Annotated in this window: 17 protein-coding genes; 11 read left to right on the top strand and 6 right to left on the bottom strand. The window is 69.3% G+C overall.

Annotation, left to right across the window (positions count from 1 at the left end; translation table 11 throughout):
- Nucleotides 1-37 precede the first annotated feature (37 nt).
- The 6 genes from ACTFO6_RS02355 (at nt 38) to ACTFO6_RS02330 (ending at nt 6,789) form a co-directional block, all read left to right on the top strand.
- Nucleotides 38-793, top strand: coding sequence for a 16S rRNA (uracil(1498)-N(3))-methyltransferase (locus ACTFO6_RS02355; RefSeq protein WP_439932844.1), 756 nt, complete (start codon nt 38-40; stop codon nt 791-793).
- A 60-nt stretch (nt 794-853) separates the two neighbouring features.
- Nucleotides 854-2,173 (top strand): amino-acid N-acetyltransferase, encoded by a 1,320-nt coding sequence (argA, locus tag ACTFO6_RS02350; protein ID WP_439932843.1) that lies wholly within the window; start codon nt 854-856, stop codon nt 2,171-2,173.
- Nucleotides 2,174-2,293: 120 nt separating this feature from the next.
- Nucleotides 2,294-2,572: an oxidative damage protection protein gene (locus ACTFO6_RS02345; RefSeq protein ID WP_439932842.1), complete on the top strand. Its 279-nt coding sequence runs from the start codon at nt 2,294-2,296 to the stop codon at nt 2,570-2,572.
- Nucleotides 2,573-2,654: 82 nt separating this feature from the next.
- Entirely contained in the window at nt 2,655-4,745 is a 2,091-nt protein-coding gene (gene ppk1 / locus ACTFO6_RS02340) for a polyphosphate kinase 1 (RefSeq protein WP_439932841.1), read from the top strand.
- Nucleotides 4,746-4,760: 15 nt separating this feature from the next.
- Nucleotides 4,761-6,305 carry a CYTH and CHAD domain-containing protein gene (locus tag ACTFO6_RS02335; RefSeq protein WP_439932840.1) on the top strand — a complete coding sequence of 515 codons (1,545 nt, stop codon included), beginning with the start codon at nt 4,761-4,763 and terminating at the stop codon, nt 6,303-6,305.
- Between the two features lie 25 nt (nt 6,306-6,330).
- A complete protein-coding gene (locus tag ACTFO6_RS02330; RefSeq protein WP_439932839.1) occupies nt 6,331-6,789 on the top strand; it encodes a SixA phosphatase family protein in 459 nt (152 codons plus the stop codon).
- On the opposite strand, the gene ppx is transcribed toward ACTFO6_RS02330, so the two are convergent.
- From ppx to rpiA, 3 genes are read right to left on the bottom strand one after another with little or no spacing between them, the layout of a single operon-like run.
- The gene (gene ppx / locus ACTFO6_RS02325) at nt 6,786-8,294 is read right to left on the bottom strand and encodes an exopolyphosphatase (RefSeq protein ID WP_439932838.1); all 1,509 of its coding nucleotides are present in this window, start codon (nt 8,292-8,294) and stop codon (nt 6,786-6,788) included. The genes ACTFO6_RS02330 and ppx overlap by 4 nt on opposite strands.
- Before the next feature lie 11 nt (nt 8,295-8,305).
- Nucleotides 8,306-9,016: a phosphate signaling complex protein PhoU gene (phoU, locus tag ACTFO6_RS02320; RefSeq protein ID WP_439933087.1), complete on the bottom strand. Its 711-nt coding sequence runs from the start codon at nt 9,014-9,016 to the stop codon at nt 8,306-8,308.
- Nucleotides 9,017-9,048: 32 nt separating this feature from the next.
- Nucleotides 9,049-9,756: a ribose-5-phosphate isomerase RpiA gene (rpiA, locus tag ACTFO6_RS02315; RefSeq protein ID WP_439932837.1), complete on the bottom strand. Its 708-nt coding sequence runs from the start codon at nt 9,754-9,756 to the stop codon at nt 9,049-9,051.
- A gap of 76 nt (nt 9,757-9,832) precedes the next feature.
- Between rpiA and ilvA the strand changes: the two genes are divergently transcribed.
- The 4 genes from ilvA to ACTFO6_RS02295 all read left to right on the top strand — a co-directional run bounded on the left by ilvA (nt 9,833) and on the right by ACTFO6_RS02295 (nt 15,708).
- Complete coding sequence (gene ilvA, locus ACTFO6_RS02310) at nt 9,833-11,344, top strand: threonine ammonia-lyase, biosynthetic (protein ID WP_439933086.1); 1,512 nt, start codon at nt 9,833-9,835, stop codon at nt 11,342-11,344.
- 90 nt (nt 11,345-11,434) lie between these two features.
- On the top strand, nt 11,435-13,405 hold the full coding sequence (locus ACTFO6_RS02305) for a transglycosylase SLT domain-containing protein (protein ID WP_439932836.1): 1,971 nt from the start codon (nt 11,435-11,437) through the stop codon (nt 13,403-13,405).
- A gap of 64 nt (nt 13,406-13,469) precedes the next feature.
- On the top strand, nt 13,470-14,414 hold the full coding sequence (locus ACTFO6_RS02300; RefSeq protein WP_439932835.1) for a complex I NDUFA9 subunit family protein: 945 nt from the start codon (nt 13,470-13,472) through the stop codon (nt 14,412-14,414).
- A gap of 67 nt (nt 14,415-14,481) precedes the next feature.
- On the top strand, nt 14,482-15,708 hold the full coding sequence (locus ACTFO6_RS02295) for a multifunctional CCA addition/repair protein (RefSeq protein ID WP_439932834.1): 1,227 nt from the start codon (nt 14,482-14,484) through the stop codon (nt 15,706-15,708).
- On the opposite strand, the gene ACTFO6_RS02290 is transcribed toward ACTFO6_RS02295, so the two are convergent.
- Entirely contained in the window at nt 15,701-15,898 is a 198-nt protein-coding gene (locus ACTFO6_RS02290) for a DUF2905 domain-containing protein (RefSeq protein ID WP_439932833.1), read from the bottom strand. The two genes, ACTFO6_RS02295 and ACTFO6_RS02290, sit on opposite strands and share 8 nt — an antisense overlap.
- A gap of 95 nt (nt 15,899-15,993) precedes the next feature.
- On the opposite strand from ACTFO6_RS02290, the gene ACTFO6_RS02285 reads away from it, so the two are divergent.
- Nucleotides 15,994-16,614, top strand: coding sequence for a glutathione S-transferase family protein (locus ACTFO6_RS02285; RefSeq protein WP_439932832.1), 621 nt, complete (start codon nt 15,994-15,996; stop codon nt 16,612-16,614).
- Nucleotides 16,615-16,687: 73 nt separating this feature from the next.
- Here ACTFO6_RS02285 and ACTFO6_RS02280 read toward each other — a convergent pair whose 3' ends face one another.
- The gene (locus ACTFO6_RS02280; RefSeq protein ID WP_439932831.1) at nt 16,688-16,990 is read right to left on the bottom strand and encodes a hypothetical protein; all 303 of its coding nucleotides are present in this window, start codon (nt 16,988-16,990) and stop codon (nt 16,688-16,690) included.
- 164 nt (nt 16,991-17,154) lie between these two features.
- Nucleotides 17,155-17,697 carry a phasin family protein gene (locus tag ACTFO6_RS02275; protein WP_439932830.1) on the bottom strand — a complete coding sequence of 181 codons (543 nt, stop codon included), beginning with the start codon at nt 17,695-17,697 and terminating at the stop codon, nt 17,155-17,157.
- Nucleotides 17,698-17,783: the final 86 nt, after the last annotated feature.

Here is a 17,783-nt window from a genome sequence, read left to right as displayed (position 1 = left end):
GTTTGAGGCTATTTTCTAGTTTATCATGGCGCCGTTCTTGCTGATCCCGATGGCGTTTCCCCGCTTCTATTGCCCGGCCCTCGCCCGGGGCCATGCCCGGGTGACGCTGCCGCCGTCCGCCGCCCACCACGCGGCCCGGGTGCTGCGGCTCAAGGTGGGCGACCGGGTGGGCTTGTTCGACGGCCGCGGAGGCGAGGCTCTGGGGGCGGTGGCCGCCGTCCGCCGCCGGGAAGTACACGTGGAGGTGATGGAGTGGCGCGCCGCGGCCCCCGCGCCGGCCCTAGCGCTCACCCTGGCCCAAGCCTTGTGCGCCCAGGAAAAAATGGATTGGGTGGTGCAGAAGGCGGTGGAGCTGGGGGCGGTCCGGATCCAGCCCCTGGCGGCCCAGCGTAGCGTCGTGCGGCTCGCACCCGAGCGGGCGGCGCGGCGCCGAGAGCATTGGGAAGGGGTGGCGGTCGCCGCCTGCGAGCAGTGCGGCCGCAACCGCCTGGCCGAGATCGGCCCGGTCCTGTCCCTCCGGGCGTGGCTCGGGCAGGCGGGACCGCCTTCCCCGGGGGAGTGGCGCCTGCTGCTGGCGCCGGAAGCGCCAGCGCCCCTGGCACGGCTGGATCCCCCCACCGACGCCGTGACGGTGCTGGTGGGCCCCGAAGGGGGCTTTACCGAGGAGGAAATGCGGGATGCGGCGGGAGCGGGCTTCCAGCCGGTCCGGCTCGGGCCACGGGTGCTGCGCACGGAGACCGCGGCGGTGGCGGCCCTCTCGGCGATCCAGGCCCTTTGGGGCGACTGGCGTTGACCCGGCGTTGGCGCCGTCTCCGTTACAATTCAAGGGATTGAATTCGAGAAAGCAGAACCGATGAAAGCCGCGGCCCCCCATCCCGCCCCCGAATTCGTGCGCTGGTTCCGTTCGGTCGCCCCCTACGTGAACGCTTTTCGCGGCCGCACTTTCGTGGTGGCGTTCGGGGGCGAGGCGGTGGCGGACGGGAAGTTCGTCGAGCTCACCCATGACTTCGCCCTGCTCGCGAGCCTGGGCATCCGCCTGGTGCTGGTGCATGGCGCCCGCCCCCAGATCGAGGCGCGCATGAGGGAGCGGGGCGCCCAGGACCGCTACGTGCAGGGCCTGCGGGTGACCGACGAGCTCGCCCTCCAGTGCGTCAAGGAGGCGGTGGGGCGCATGCGCTTGGAGATCGAGGCCCTGCTGTCCACCGAATCCCCTGGCGCCGGGGCCCGCATCCGGGTGGCCGGAGGCAACTTCGTGACCGCCCGGCCCGTGGGCGTCATCGACGGGGTGGATCTCCTGCACACGGGGCAGGTGCGGCGAGTGGACGCGGAAGCCATCGCCGTCCACCTCGCCGGCGGCGAAGTGGTGTTGCTCTCGCCCCTCGGCTTCTCCCCCACCGGGGAGGCGTTCAACCTGGCGATGGAGGACGTGGCCGCCGCGTCAGCCATCGCCCTCAAGGCGGAGAAGCTCATCTTCCTCGGGGACGCCCCCGGGGTCCCGAAAGAGGACGGGGAGCTCGCCCGGGAGCTGACGGCGAGCGACGCGGAAGCGCTGCTCAAGAAACCGGGCCTCCTCGCCGGGGAGACCCGCGGCCACCTGGAGGAGGCGGTCCGGGCCTGCCGGGAAGGGGTGGGGCGCGCCCACCTGATCAGCCGGCACGTGGACGGGGCCATCCTGCTGGAGCTCTTCACCCACGAGGGCACCGGGACCCTGGTGACCGCGGGCCCCATCGAGGCGCTGCGGGGCGCCACCATCGACGATATCGGCGGGGTGCTCAAGCTGATCGAGCCCCTGGAAGCGGAGGGCATTCTGGTCAAGCGGGGGCGGGAGCTTCTGGAGCGGGAGATCGACCGCTTCCTGGTGGCCGAGCACGACGGCATGATCGTCGGCTGCGCGGCCCTCTACCCCTTCCCGGACGAGAAGGCCGGGGAGCTAGCCTGCCTGGCGGTGCACCCGGATTACCAGAACCGGGGCTACGGGGACGCCTTGCTGAAGAGGGTGGAGGCCCGCGCCCGGCGGGCGGGGCTCGAGCAGCTTTTCGTCCTCACCACCCGCACGGCCCACTGGTTTCTCGAGCGAGGCTTCGTGGAGAAGGAGGTGGACGCTCTGCCGCGCCAGCGCCAGGCGCTCTACAACCTGCAGCGGCGCTCCAAGGTGTTCGCCAAGCGGCTCTAGCGGCCCGGCATTTCACCCCACGTTTACCGGGCAAGACGGTTCAACGATAATGGAAGCTGGCCGGTGCGGCCTGTCACATGCATGTAATATTAGGGCCGTACCGTTTCGGAGCGTCGCGCGATGGCGAGAATGGTGAAGTGCGTCAAACTGGGCCGGGAGGCGGAGGGCCTGGATTTTCCCCCTTACCCCGGCGAGCTCGGCAAGCGGATCTTCGAAAACGTGTCGAAGGAAGCCTGGCAGCAATGGCTGCGGCACCAGACGATGCTGGTCAACGAGAACCGGCTCAACCTGGCCGACGCCAAGGCCCGCAAGTACCTGGCCGAGCAGATGGAGAAGTATTTCTTCGGAGGCGGGGCCGACATGCCGGCCGGCTACGTGCCTCCCTCCAAGTCCAAGTAGCCGCCCGCTTCCTTTTTCCATCCGCGCCGCCCGGTCGCGCCCGGGGTGCGGCGCGTCGCGTCGGCAGCGCTAACGGCTAGTCATGGACGTCGCGAAGGGCGTTCTCTCCGAGCAATACCTCAACCGGGAGCTGCAGGTCCTGGAGTTCAACCGGCGCGTGCTGGCCCAGGCCGAGGACCCGGGCACCCCGCTGCTGGAGCGCCTGCGCTTCCTGTGCATCGTCTCCTCCAACCTGGACGAGTTCTTCGAGATCCGGGTGGCCGGGCTCAAGGAGCGCATCAACGTGGAAGACCCGGGCATCGGCCCCGACGGCATGACCGCGCGCCAGGTGTTCAAACTGGTGGCCGAGAACGCCCACCGGCTGGTGGAGCATCAGTACCGGCTGCTCAACGAGGAGGTGCTGCCCCTGCTCGCCGGAGAGGGCATCCACTTCCTGCGCCGCTCGAGCTGGAACGACGCCCAGCGGGAGTGGATCCGGGCGTACTTTTTCCGCGAGCTGATGCCGGTGCTCACCCCCATCGGGCTCGACCCGGCCCATCCCTTTCCCCGGGTGCTCAACAAAAGCCTCAATTTCGCCGTAGAGCTGGAGGGGCGGGACGCCTTCGGCCGCACGTCCGGCGTCGCCATCGTCCCGGCGCCGCGGGTGCTGCCGCGGGTGATCCGCCTGCCGCCCGAGATCGCCGGCTGCGAGCACGGCTTCGTGTTCCTGTCCTCCATCCTCCACGCCCACGTGGGGGAGCTGTTCGCCGGCATGAACGTGCTCGGCTGCTACCAGTTCCGGGTCACCCGCAACTCGGACCTGTTCGTGGACGAGGAGGAGATCAAGGACCTGCGCGCCGCCCTTCAGGGGGAGCTGGCCCATCGCCATTTCGGCGACGCCGTGCGGCTGGAGGTGGCGGACAGCTGCTCCCAGGCCATGGGGGAGTTCCTGCTGGAACAGTTCCGGCTCACCCCCGACGATCTGTACCAGGTAAACGGCCCGGTGAACCTGGTGCGGCTGATGGCCATCCCGGACCAGGTGGACCGGGCGGACCTCAAGTACAAGCCCTTCCTGCCGGGGCTGCCGAGGGAGCTTTCCAGGAAGCCCGCCGATCTGTTCGCGGCGATCCGCCGCGGCGACGTGCTCCTGCACCACCCTTTCCAGTCGTTCCAGCCGGTGGTGGACTTCGTCGAGCAGGCGGCCGAGGATCCCCAGGTGGTGGCCATCAAGCAGACCGTCTACCGCACCGGCACCGACTCGGCGCTGATGGAGGCCCTGGTGAACGCCGCCCGGCGCGGCAAGGAAGTCACCGCGGTGGTGGAACTGCTCGCCCGCTTCGACGAGGAGGCCAACATGCGTTGGGCCCAGCGGCTGGAGGAGGCGGGCGCCCACGTGGTCTACGGCGTGGTGCATCACAAAACCCACGCCAAGATGGCCATGGTGGTGCGCCGGGAGGAGGGAGGCCTGAGGCGCTACGTGCACTTGAGCACCGGCAACTACCACGCCCGCACCGCCCGCCTCTACACCGACTTCGGGCTGTTCACCTGCAACGAGGAGATCGGCGCCGACGTGAACGACGTGTTCATGCAGCTCACCGGGCTGGGCCGGGCGGGAAGGCTCAGGCACCTATGGCAGTCTCCCTTCACCCTGCACCACAACGTGCTGGCGGCGATCCGCAGAGAGACGGAGCACGCCCGGGCCGGCAAGCGGGCCCGCGTCATCGCCAAGATGAACGCGCTGCTGGAGCCGGCGGTGATCCAGGCCCTGTACGAAGCCTCCAACGCCGGCGTCAAGGTCGACCTCATCGTGCGCGGCGTCTGCGCCCTGCGCCCGGGCATCAAGGGGCTTTCCCACAACATCCGGGTGCGCTCCGTCATCGGCCGCCTCCTGGAGCACGACCGCATCTTCTACTTCCACAACGACGGGGCGCGGGACGTGTACCTGTCGAGCGCCGACTGGATGGAGCGCAACTTTTTCCGCCGCATCGAGGTCTGCTTTCCCCTGCTCGATCCCAAGCTCAAGCGTCGGGTGATCTCCGAGGGGCTCAAGCCCTACCTCAAGGACAACGTGCAGGCGTGGGACATGACCGCCGACGGCGCCTACCTGCGCCGGCGGCGGCGCCGGGCCCCCTACAGCGCCCAGGCCGCCCTGCTGGCCGAGCTGGCGGTGGTGCAGCACGAACCCCGGGCCTGACCCGGAGGGTTCACGATGGGGACAGGCACGGAAGTCGAGCTCAAGTTCCGGCTACCCCGGGAGGCCTGGGCCACCCTGCTCCACCATCCCGCCCTCGTCCGGGCAGCCCGCGGCCGAGGCCGCACCCAGCGCCTCTACAGCGTCTACTACGACACCCCGGAGCTGGACTTGGCCAAGAGCGGGATCGCCCTGCGCCTGCGGCGGGACGGGCGGCGCTGGATCCAGACGGTGAAGGCGGAGGGCCAGGTCTCGGGGGCCCTGCACCGGCGCAGGGAATGGGAGGCCCCGGTCCCGGACGGCGCCCTGGACCTCACGAAATTCGATGCTCCCGAGCTTGAAGGGCTGCTGGACGCGCCCGGGGTGCGGGAGCGCCTGAAGCCCGTGTTCGTCACCGATTTCCTGCGGCGGCGTCTGCCCCTCGCCTTCGACGATGGCACCCGCGCCGAGCTGGCCCTGGATTGGGGCGAGATCCGGGCGGATGGTCGCGGGGAACCCCTGACCGAGCTGGAGCTGGAGCTGGAGGCGGGGGAGGCGCGGGCGCTTTTCGCCTTGGCCCTGGAGCTCGCCCGGGCCTTGGCCCTGGAGGTGGAGGTGTTTAGCAAGGCGGAACGGGGCCTGCGGCTCGCCCAGGACCTGGGGCCGCCGGTGGTGAAGGCGCGCGCTCCGCGCCTGGACCCGGAAACGAGCGTAGAGGACGCCTTTCGTCGCGTTCTGGCGGGGTGCGTCGTCCAGCTACAGGGCAACGTGGAGGGCATGCGCCGCGGGCAAGACCCGGAGCATCTGCACCAGATGCGGGTGGCGCTGCGCCGGGCGCGCTCGGCCCTCGCCGCCTTTTCCCGGGCGATTCCCAAGCCCCTCACGGCGCCGGTGGGGGAGGAGCTCGAGTGGCTGACGGGCGAGCTCGGGCCGGCCCGGGATTGGGACGTGTTTCTCGCCGAGACCCTGCCGCTGGTCCTGGAAGCGTTTCCCGGTCACCAAGGGCTCAGGGCGCTACAAGAGACGGCCCAGGGCCTGCGGGACGAGGCCCATGCCCGGGCCCGGGACGCCACCCTCGGGTTTCGCTACCGGGGCCTCACCCTGGGCCTCGGCGCCTGGCTCGAAGCCTGCTCCTGGCGGGAGGGACTGGGCGAAGCCAGGCGGCGGGACGTGCAGGCGCCGGTCGCGCCTTTCGCCCGAGCGCTGCTTGCCCGGCGGCACCGGCGCTTCCTCAAGCGGGGCCGGCGCCACGAGCGCTTCTCGGTCCCCGAGCTGCACCGGCTGCGCATCGCCGGCAAAAAGCTCCGTTACGCCTGCGAGTTCTTCGCCGGCCTTTTTTCTGCCAGAGCGGCCCGCCCCTACATCGAGGCGCTGCGGCGGCTGCAGGACGTGCTGGGCGCCCTGAACGACGCGGCCGTGACCGAGGCGCTGCTCCTCCAGGTGACCGCCCGCGCATCCGATGCCCAAGTGACGGAAGGCGTCGATCTCGTCAGGGACTGGAGCCTGCAACAAGCCGTCCGGCGCCGCCGGGCGCTGCCCGAGGCCTGGAATCGCTTCGTGGAGTGCGAGCCGTTTTGGGAATAATTAAAGAAATGTAGAGGAGTCGCCGATGGAGCTGATTCTCTGGCGTCACGCCGAGGCCGAAGCGGGAGGCGCCGACCTGGAGCGGGCCTTGACCGGCAAAGGGCTCAAGCAGGCGAAGCGGGTCGGCGCCTGGCTGCGGGCCCGGTTGCCCGGGGATGCCCGGGTGCTGGCGAGCCCCGCCCGGCGCGCCCAGCAGACCGCGGCGGCCCTGACCGAACGCTTCGAGACGGCGGCGGCCGTCGGGCCGGGCGCCTCCCCCGGGTCGATCCTGGCCGCCACCGGCTGGCCCCGGGAAGAGGGGCTGGTGGTGGTGGTGGGCCACCAGCCCACCCTGGGCCAGGTGCTGGCGCGGCTGCTCGCCGGCCAGGACGGGGAATGGCGCATCAAGAAGGGCGCCCTCTGGTGGCTGCGGCTCACGCCGCGTCCCGAGGGAGCCGAGGTTTTGGTGCGGGCGGTGATCGGGCCGGATCTGGTGGATGCCTAGGAGGCGGCGCGCAGCGCCGCTTCCTGTTCCAGGATTTCCAGGTCAAGGTTCAGGTGCTTCCACTCCAGCCGCTCCTCCTCCAGGGCGCGGGCGGTCAGGGGGTTTTGCGCGAGCCAGTGCCGGGGCACGACCACCTGGAAGCCTCCTTTTCCCCGGCGCGCGTGGATGGGGGGAGGATCCACCGGCCGCCGGTTGCGGTGCACGAGGGCCGCGAGCCGCAAGGCCAGCATCTCGAGAACCTCCGCCTCCTGGGCGAGCTGCCCCTGCAACTTCTTGAGGGAACCCCGGTGGCCCAGGACCAGCCGGGACAGCCGCTCCTGCTCCCTTCTGGAGAAGCCCGGCATGTCGGCGTAGCGCAGGATGTAGGCGGAGTGCTTGTGGTAGCCGCTATGGGCCACCGAAATCCCCACCTCGTGGAGCTTCGCCGCCCAGTCGATGAGCTTGAGCTCCACCTCCCGGTCGCAGGCGATCCCGTCCAGGAGCTCGGAGGCCAGGGTCACCGCCAGCTTCGCCACCCGCCGGGCCTGGGGCGCGTCCACGTGGTAGCGCTGCATGAACTGGTTGACCGTCACGTCGCGCATGTCCTGGTGGTGGAAGCGGCCCAGCAGGTCGTAGAGCAGGCCTTCCCGCAGGGCGCCCGCGGCGGGCGTCAAGCGCTCGATCCCGAGCTCCGAGATGACGGCGTTGAGAATCGCGAATCCGCCCGGCAGGACCGGGGCCCGGTCGGGGCGCAGGCCTGGCAGGGCGAGCTTGCCCACGTCGCCCGCTTTGAGGAGGGCGCCCCGCAGCCATTCCAGCCCCTCGGCGGTAATCTCGGCGCCTGCGCCCGCTGCCGAGAGCATGTCTCCGACGGCGCGCACGGTGCCCGAGGAGCCGTAGGCCACCTGCCAGTGCCCGGGGCCGAACTCCCCGGCGATGGTGGCGAGCTCGGCGCAGGCGGCCAGCTCCGCTTCCTTGAGCGCCGCTTTGGTGATCTTGCCCTCGGGAAAGAAGCGCAGGCTCCAGGAGACGCAGCCCATGTACAGGCTTTCCAGCTTGAGGGCCTGCCAGCGCCGGCCGATGATGAATTCGGTGGAGCCGCCGCCGATGTCCACCACCAGGCGCTTGTCCCCGGAGGCGGGCAGCCCGTGGGCCACGCCCAGGTAGATGAGCCGCGCCTCCTCGCGCCCGGCCACCACCTCGATGGGAAAGCCGAGGGCCTGCTGCGCGGCCCGCAGGAATTCTTCCGCGTTCTTGGCCACCCGCAGGGTGTTGGTGCCCACCGCCCGCACGGTGTGGGAAGGCAGGCCCCGCAGGCGCTCGCCGAAGCGGCTCAGGCAGGCGAGGGCCCGCTCCCGGGACGCCTGGTCGAGGCACTTGTCGGGGCCGAGCCCGGCCGCTAGCCGCACCGGCTCGCGCAGGGAGTCTAGGGGGTAGAGCTGATCGCCTACGACCCGGGCAATCTGCAGCCGGAAGCTGTTGGAGCCCAGGTCGACGGCGGCCAGGGTGGCGTAGCTCTCTCCCATGGCGGGACGGGCTACTGGCCCAGCGTTTCGCGCTCGATCTCCTCAATCGCCACGTGGCGCACGTCCTTGCCCTTCACCAGGTACACCACGTACTCGGCCATGTTCTTGGCGTGGTCGCCGATGCGCTCGATGGCCTTGGCGATGAACAGGATCTCCAGGGACGTGGAGATGGTGCGCGGGTCTTCCATCATGAAGGTGATGAGCTGGCGCAGGATGGCGCGGAACTCGTCATCCACCTGGGCGTCGCGCTTGATCACGTTCATGGCGGTGGCGACATCGAGGCGGGCGAAGGCGTCCAGGGCCTCCCGCAGCATGCCGATGGCGATCTCGGCCACGTGCCGGATCTCGCCGAAGCGCGGCATGTGCAGCCGGTCGCTCTGGTAGATGAGCTTCGCCATGCGGGCGATCTTTTCCGCCTCGTCGCCGATGCGCTCCAGGTCGGTGATGGTTTTCACCACCGCCATCACCATGCGCAGGTCGATGGCGGCGGGCTGGCGGCGGGCGATGATCTGGGAGCAGTCCTCGTCGATCTCCACCTCCAGGGCGTTGACCCGGTGGTCGTCGACGATTACCTGCTCCATCAGGTCTCGATTACCGGTGGTGAGGGCCTCGATGGCGCGCTGGATCTGGCTTTCCACGAGTCCCCCCATCTGCAACACCTGGGTGCGGATCGCCTCCAGCTCGGCGTCGAACTGCTTGTAGGTATGCTCCGATGTGCCTATTTTCGTCATGGTAAACCCCGGCTAAGGGAAGGTTAGCCCCCCAATGTGACAGCCGTGTTGCGTCCCGGGGCCTCCATGCGCTGCACGCCCCGGGCGGTGGCGAGCAGCAGCAGGTCCGCCCGGCGGCGGGCGAAAATGCCGTTCGCCACCACCCCGGGGATCTGGTTGATCTCCGACTCCAGAGCCGGGGGATCGAGGATCACGAGCCCGCGCACGTCCAAGATCACGTTGCCGTTGTCGGTCACGAAGCCTTGGCGCCACTCGGGGATGCCTCCCAGTTTCGCCAGCTCCCGGGCGACAAAGCTGCGCGCCATGGGGATCACCTCCACCGGCAAGGGGAACTTCCCCAGCACGTCCACCAGCTTGGACTCGTCGGCGATGCACACGAAGGTCTCGGCCACCGCCGCCACGATCTTCTCCCGGGTGAGCGCTCCGCCCCCACCCTTGATCATGGTGAGGTGGCGCGTTACTTCGTCGGCTCCGTCCACGTACAGGGGCAGCACGTCCACGCCGTTCAGGTCCACCACGGGGATGCCCGCCTCCTTCAGGCGCCGCTCGGTGGCCGCCGAGCTTGCCACCGCGGCTTCGATGCGGGACTTGAGCAGCTTCAGCTCATCGATGAAGAAGTTGACCGTGGAACCGGTGCCCACGCCGATGACGGCGCCGTCGGGCACGAGCTTCGCCGCCTCCTGGGCGGCGGCGCGCTTGAGGGCGTCCTGAGAGAGGGTGGGCTGGGTCATTCTGGGGACCTTCACGGTAGAATAGCTGCAACCGATGGCGATTGCAAAAGCGCCGCGCTCCGGGCTCTATGCTGGCATGAACGACGACTATCTCGAACGCATCCTGACGGCCCAGGTCTACGACGTGGCCCGGGAGTCCCCCCTGGAGCGGGCGAGCCTGCTGTCCGAGCGGCTGGGCAATTCCCTGCTGCTCAAGCGGGAGGACATGCAGGAGATCTTCTCGTTCAAGCTGCGGGGCGCCTACAACAAGATGGTGAAGCTCGCCCCGGCCCAGCTCGAGCGCGGGGTCATCGCCTCCTCGGCCGGCAACCACGCCCAGGGCGTGGCCCTGGCGGCCCAGAAGCTCGGCTGCAGGGTGGTCATCGTCATGCCCGTCACCACCCCGCCCATCAAGGTGGCGGCGGTGAGGAACCGCGGCGCCGAGGTGGTGCTTCACGGCGACTCCTACGACGAGGCCTACACCCGGGCCCGGGCCCTCGCGGAGGAGCACGGCTACGCCTTCGTCCATCCCTACGACGACCCAGATGTGATTGCCGGCCAGGGCACCATCGGCATGGAAATCCTGTGGCAGCACCCCAAGCCCATCCACGCCATCTTCGTGCCGGTGGGGGGCGGCGGGCTCGTTTCCGGCATCGGCACCTACGTGAAGCGGCTGCGACCCGACATCCGCATCCTGGGGGTGGAGCCAGTGGACGCCGACGCCATGCACCGCTCCCTCAAGGCGGGGCGCCGGGTGCGCCTCGACCAGGTGGGGCTGTTCGCCGACGGGGTGGCGGTCAAGGAAGTGGGCGAGGAGACCTTTCGGCTCTGCCGGCGCTGCGTGGACGAGGTGATCCTGGTGGACACCGACGCCCTGTGCGCGGCCATCAAGGACGTGTTCGAGGACACCCGCTCCATCCTGGAGCCGGCCGGGGCGCTGGCGGTCGCCGGCGCCAAGGCCTACGTCGCCCGGGAGAAAATCCGGGGCGAGACCCTGGTGGCCATCGCCAGCGGGGCCAACATGAATTTCGACCGGCTGCGCTTCGTCGCCGAGCAGGCGGAGCTGGGCGAGCAGCGGGAGGCGGTGCTGGCGGTCACCATTCCCGAGCGTCCCGGCAGCTTCCGCACCTTCTGCTCCCTGATCGGACCGCGCAACATCACCGAGTTCAACTACCGCTATGCCGATCCCCAGGAGGCCCACGTGTTCGTCGGGGTGTCGGTGCACGACCGGGACGAGACCCGGGAGCTGGTACGAACGCTGGAGGACCACGGCCTCAAGACCCTGGACCTCTCGGACAACGAGATGGCCAAACTCCACATCCGCCACCTGGTGGGGGGGCACGCCCCGGTGGTGGACAACGAAATCCTCTATCGCTTCGAGTTTCCCGAGCGGCCGGGGGCGCTCATGAAGTTCCTGAACAGCATGGGGCGCAACTGGAACATCACCCTGTTCCATTACCGCAACCACGGGGCCGATTACGGGCGGGTGCTGGTGGGGATGCAGGTGCCGCCCGAGGAAAAGGGGGCGTTCCGCGCCTTCCTGGACCAGCTCGGCTACCGCTACTGGAACGAGAGCGACAACCCGGCCTACCGGCTGTTTCTCGGCTGAGCCGCTTCCGAAGCCCATGGACGTCCGCCGCCCGAACGATTCCGCCCCTGCCCCCCTCCAACAGGCGGAAATGCCGAAGAGGAGGAGGGCATGAGACACGGGGGGCAGCGTCCGCGGGGGACGCGCTGGCTGGCGGGGGCGGCCGCGCTGTTAATCGCCGGCGCGCTCTTTACCCTGCCCGCCCGGGCGGGGGGCGACGAGGACTTCATGGCGGCGCGGGAGGCGTTCCGCACCGGGAACGCGGCGCAGCTCGCCCAGCTCTCCGCCAGGCTGAAAGACCACGTCCTCTATCCCTACGTGGCCTATTACCGCCTGCGCATGGGTCTGGATCAGGCCACTGCCGACCAGGTCCAGGCGTTCGTCGAGACCTACCGGGATTCCGACGTCTCCCGGCGGCTCCAGGCCGACTGGCTGCGGCTGCTGGGGGACAGGGGACGCTGGGAACAGTTCCGCCGGGAGTACGCCCGCTACGGCGGGGACGAGATCGACTTGCGCTGCTACGCCTTCCAGGCCGCCCTGCGGGCCGAGGGGTTCGATGCGCTCCGGGAGGCGAAGCCCCTGTGGTTCACCGCCCGGGAAATGCCGGACGCCTGCGTTCCCGTGTTCGAAGCCCTGGTCTCCGGCGGTCTCCTGACGGAGGAGGACATCTGGGCCCGGATGAGGCTCGCCCTGGCGGCGGGCAAGACCAGCCTCGCCGCCGCCATCGGCGCCTACCTGCCCCCGGGGCGGGGGATTCCCGCCAAGACCCTGAGGGCGGTGGCGGAGCGGCCCGAACGCTACGTCCAGCGCCTGGGGGCGCGCACCGCCCGTCGGGCCGACCGGGAGCTCACCCTCTTCGCCCTCCAGCGGCTCGCCCGCATTGATCCCGCCCATGCGGCGGGCTATTGGAGGAAGCTCGAGTCCGAGTTTCCCGTGGAGGACCGATCGTTTCTCTGGGGGCAGTTGGGCCGGGCGGCGGCCCTAACCCACCGCCCCGAGGCCCTCGACTACTTCCGCGAGGCCGGCGACCTGGAGGGCCAGGACGACCTCCTCGCCTGGAAGGCCCGGGCGGCGTTGCGGGCGCAGGCCTGGCCCGCTGTCCTGGAGGCGATCGAGGCCATGTCGGCGGCCGGACAGGGACAGGCCGCCTGGCTGTACTGGCGGGCCCGGGCGCTCCAGGGCCTAAAGCGGGAGGCGGAAGCCGCCCAGGTGCTGGCCCGTTTGGCGGGGGAGCACGGCTTCTATGGGCTGCTGGCCGCGGAGGCCTTGGGCGGCGGGCTTTCCTTGGGGGCGCCGGCCTACCGCCCGACCCGGGCCGAGGTGGCCGCGATCGAACGGCTGCCCGGCATCCGCCGGGCGCTGGCCTTGCTGAGCCTCGAGCAACGCATCGACGGCACCCGGGAGTGGGACCACGCGATCCGGGATTTCGACGATCGCCAGCTCCTGGCGGCGGCAGAACTCGCCCGCCAGCGCGGCCTCTGGGAGCGGGCCATCCACACGGCCGAGCGCACCCGGCAGGAGCATGACCTGAGCCTGCGTTACCTAGCGCCGTACCGGGAAAAGCTCCAAGCAATGGCCCGGGAAATGGGCCTGGAGGAAGCCTGGGTGTATGGCCTGATCCGCCAGGAGAGCCGCTTCGTGCCCAACGCCCGCTCCAGCGCCGGTGCGGCGGGGCTCATGCAGCTCATGCCAGACACCGCCCGCTGGGTGGCACGGCAGTTGGGAATCAAGTCCTACCGCCGCGCCCTAGCGGGGGAGATCGAGACCAACCTCACCCTGGGGATGTATTACCTCAAGCACGTTTCCGAGCGGCTCGACGGCCATCCGGTGCTTGCTTCCGCCGCCTACAACGCGGGCCCGCGCCGCGCCCAGAGCTGGCGCAGCGAGCAGCCCATGGAAGGAGCGGTCTACGCCGAGACCATTCCCTTCAACGAGACCCGGGGCTACGTCCAGAAGGTGATGGCCAACACCCAGTACTACGCGGCGCTGCTGGGCCGAGGGGGCCTGCCCTTGCTCCAGCGCCTCGGCACCATTCCCGCCAAGGGGGCCTTGGATTCCTCGGCGTCCGAGGACGAGCCTTGAAACTCGGACGTTTGTACAATTCCACTTTTCTTCCGCTTCATCTCCCATGTCCGATGCCAACAACATGAAGCTGGAAAGGGTCTGCGTGATCGGCGGCGGCGGTTTCGTCGGCCGGCACATCGTCCATCTGCTGGCGGCCGAGGAGATCCAAGTGCGGGTGCCCACTCGGCGCCGGGAGCGGGTCAAGGACGAGCTGATCCTGCTCCCCACGGTGGACGTAATGGACGCGGACGTGCACGACCCGGGCACCCTGGACCGCCTGATCGCGGGCAGCGACGCGGTGATCAACCTGGTGGGCATCCTGCACGAGGAACGGCGCGGGGACTTCCAGCGGGTGCATGTGGAGCTGCCGGCCAAGATCATGGAGGCGTGCCGGCTGAACGGCGTCAAGCGCTACCTGCACATGAGCGCCTTGAACGCGGACCCGGCGGGCCCCAGCGCCTACCTGCGCTCGAAAGGGGAGGCCGAGAAGCTGGTGCGGGGGAGCGGCCTCGACTGGACCATTTTCCGCCCTTCGGTCATTTTCGGCCGGGGGGACACCTTCCTCACCCTGTTCGCCCGGCTCCTGCGCTTCGTCCCGGTGGTGTTTCTCGCCTGCCCCGACGCCCGCTTCCAGCCGGTATGGGTGGAGGACGTGGCGCGGGCGTTCGTCCACAGCCTGCGGGACCGCCGCACCGTGGGGGAGGCCTACGACCTGTGCGGCCCCAAGATCTACACGCTGCGGGAGCTGGTGGCCTACGCGGGCCGGGTGAGCGGGCACCCGCGGCCCATCGTGGGGCTGCCGGATCGCCTGTCCTACCTGCAGGCGACCCTCATGGAATGGCTGCCCGTGAAGCTCCTCACCCGAGACAACTATCACTCCATGCAGGTGGCGAGCGTCTGCCACTGCGATTTTCCCGAAGTCTTCGGGATCCGCCCCGCGGCGCTGGAGGCGATTGCTCCCGAGTATCTCGGCGGGTGGCATCCCCGGGCCCGCTACATGTTCTTCCGCTACCGCGCCCGGCGGTGACTCGGCGCCGCAGAGCGGCTGGGGCGGGGAGGGGCGCCGGGAGCCCGAGGCGTATAGGCGTCTAGCCGTGAAGGTTTACCAAGTGGGCGGATCGGTGCGGGATGAGTTGCTCGGGCTCCCAGTTCAGGACCGGGACTACGTGGTGGTCGGCGCCACCCCGGAAGAGATGGAGCGGCTGGGTTACCGCCCGGTGGGCAAGGATTTCCCCGTCTTCCTCCATCCCGACACCCAGGAGGAGTACGCCCTGGCGCGCACCGAACGCAAGGTAGCCAGGGGCTACAAGGGGTTCGAGTTCTACACCGCGCCAGACGTGACCCTGGAGCAGGATCTCGCCCGGCGGGACCTTACCATCAACGCCATCGCCAAGGACGAAGCGGGAAACATCATCGATCCGTTCGGCGGCGTGGCGGACTTGAAGGCGGGCATTCTCCGCCACGTAGGGCCCGCCTTCGTCGAGGACCCAGTACGCATCCTGCGGGTGGCCCGCTTCGCCGCCCGTTTCGGTTTCCGGGTGGCGCCGGAGACCCTGGCCCTCATGGGGGAGATGGTGGCCAACGGCGAAGTGGACCACCTGGTCCCCGAACGGGTGTGGCAGGAGCTCTCCCGGGGCCTCATGGAGAAAACCCCTTCCCGCATGTTTTACGTGCTGCGGGAGTGCGGCGCCCTTGCCCGCATCCTGCCGGAGGTGGACGCCCTGTTCGGCGTGCCCCAGCCTCTGGAGCATCACCCGGAAGTGGACACCGGGGTGCACACGATGATGGTGATCGACCAGGCGGCGGCCCGGGGGTATTCCCTCCCGGTGCGCTTCGCCGCCCTCACCCACGACCTAGGCAAAGCCCTGACGCCCCGGGACCAGTGGCCCCACCACTACGGCCACGAAGCGAAAAGCGCCGCCCTGGTGCAGCAGGTGTGCGAGCGCCTGAAGGCCCCCAACGACTGCCGGGAGCTGGCGGTCCTCGCCGCGCGCCACCACGGCACGGTGCACCGGGCCCTGGAATTGAAGCTTGCAACGATGCTCGACCTGCTCCAGGCCGCCGACGCCTTCCGCCGGCCGGAGCGCTTCGAGGCCCTGCTCAAGGCGTGCTCCGCGGACTTCCACGGCCGGCCCGGCTACGCCGAGCGCCCCTACCCCCAGGCGGACCGGCTGCGCTTGGCCCTCGCCGCGGCCAGCGGGGTGGACGCCGGAGCCATCGCCCGGGAGGCGGGCGAGCCGAGGAAAATCGCCGAGCGCCTGCGCCAGGCGAGGCTCCGCGCCATCCGCGAGGCCCTCGCGGGGGAGCCGCCCCTCAAGTGAAGAGGAACACCAGCAGGGTGAGCAGCAGGGACAGGAGGAGGGTGGAGCTGAAGGGGAAGTAGTACTCCCGCCCTTCCCGCTGGAGGCGCACGTCCCCGGGCAGGCGTCCCAGACCTAAGCGGGCGAGCAGCGGCGTGAGCGCCCCCAGCAGGGCGAGGGCGACGATCACCGTGATCAGCCATTTCAGCATGGGCGCGTTCCCGGACCTGGATTTTCGACTATGGTAGGCGGTTCGGGGAAAATGCGCATCCGCCGTTCTTCCTTTTCGACGGAGACAGAGCATCGATGATCCATCTCTACACTTGGAGCACGCCCAACGGCCGCAAGGTTTCCATCATGCTGGAGGAGACGGGCCTGCCCTATGCGGTGCACCCGGTCAACATCGGCCAGGGCGAGCAGTTCAAGCCGGAGTTCCTCGCCCTCAATCCCAACGGCAAGATCCCGGCCATCGTGGACGAGGACGGCCCCGGCGGAGGGACCTTTTCCCTCTTCGAGTCCGGTGCCATCCTGATCTACCTGGCGGAGAAGAGCGGGAGTTTTCTGCCCTCGGCGCCCCGCCGCCGCTACCAGGTGCTGCAATGGCTCATGTTCCAGATGGCGGGCGTGGGCCCTTTCTTCGGCCAAGCCCACCATTTCCTGCGCTACGCCCCGGAACCGATTCCCTACGCCATAGAGCGCTACCGCAAGGAAACCCGGCGGCTCTACGGCGTGATGGACGGGGAGCTCGGGAAGCGGGCGTACCTGGCGGGCGAGGAATATTCCATCGCGGACATCGCCACCTACCCTTGGGTAGCGCGCCACGAGTGGCATCAGGTAGATCTCGAGGAATTTCCCTACGTGAAGCGCTGGTTCGACGCCATCGGCGCCCGGCCGGCGGTGCAGCGAGGAATGAAGGTGCCCGCCTGACGTTGGAAGGTGAAAAAAATGAGAAGAGGCAACCCGCCGGGTTGCCTCTTCCTCGTCCGCCACTCCCGTTCGGTCAGGAGGCGGGCTTTTCTTCCTTCTTGGGCTTTTTCTTAGCGGCCTTCTTTTGCGCCTTCTTTTCGGCAGCCGTGCCCGCTTTCTCGGCCTTCTTCTCTTCCTTATGCTCCATCTTCGGCTCTTTCATCTGGGCTCGCTCCGGTTGCGCGGGAGTGGCCGGCGTCGCGGGGGTAGCCGGTTGCGCGGGCTGCTGGTCCTTGGATGCGGGGCTGGCCGGGGTGGCGGGCGTTGCCGGCGTCGCCTGGGCGAGGGCAAGACTCGGTGCGACGATGATCAGGACGGCGGCGGCGATGCGACGCAAGGTATGCATACGATTCCTCCTTTGCGGATGACGTGGACAACCCACGTGTTCCCAATAACGCCAGCGGACTTCCGTCGTTGACCATCGTGCCGCCGGCACAAAGAAAAAACCCTGCCGGGCAGCGCCCGGCAGGGCCTCGGTTCCGCTGCAGCCGCCGGCGAAGCTTAGGCGGCCTTCTTCTTCGCCGCTACGGCCTTGGCGGTAATGGCCGTCACGTTGGCTTCGGTGAGCTCCGCCATCTGCTTGGCCGCCTTCGACAGGGTGTCGTAGGCGTTGGTGGCGGCGGACACCGCCGACTTCATCGCGGCCACCGCGGCGTCCGCGCCGAGGCCGGCGGGGGCGGTCTTCGCCGCCTGCTCGAGGGCCGCGATCAGCTCCTGGTTGGCCTCCACGATGCGCTCTTCCGCCAGCTTGGCCAGCTCCGTCTGGGTTTGCACGGCCACCTCGTACACGCTGCGGGCGAAGGCGGTCGCCCTCTCCAGTTGCGGCTCCGCGATGGCGGTTTGCGCCGCCACCAGGTCCTTCACGTCCTTGACCTCGACCCAGGTCTTGGCCGCCCGGGCCCCCTCCGCGATGGCGGTCTTGGCCGCCGAGAGGTTGAGCTCCACCAGACGCTCCGCGCCGGCGAGGGCGATGTTGGCCGCCTGGACGGCGGTCTCCAGGTTGGCGCGGTTCAGCGCCACGAATTTGTCAGCGACGTTCACCATGGCAATCTATCTCCTTGTCAAAGTCTGCGTCCACGTTGCTCCGACGCAGCCCGGGTATCGTTATGCTGCATCGCAACAAGATCCAT

The organism is Pelomicrobium sp. G1 (assembly GCF_051905455.1).
GTDB lineage: Bacteria > Pseudomonadota > Gammaproteobacteria > Burkholderiales > UBA6910 > Pelomicrobium.
The sequence above is the reverse complement of the archived record's forward strand: the minus strand, read 5'-3'. Positions and strand labels throughout refer to the sequence as shown.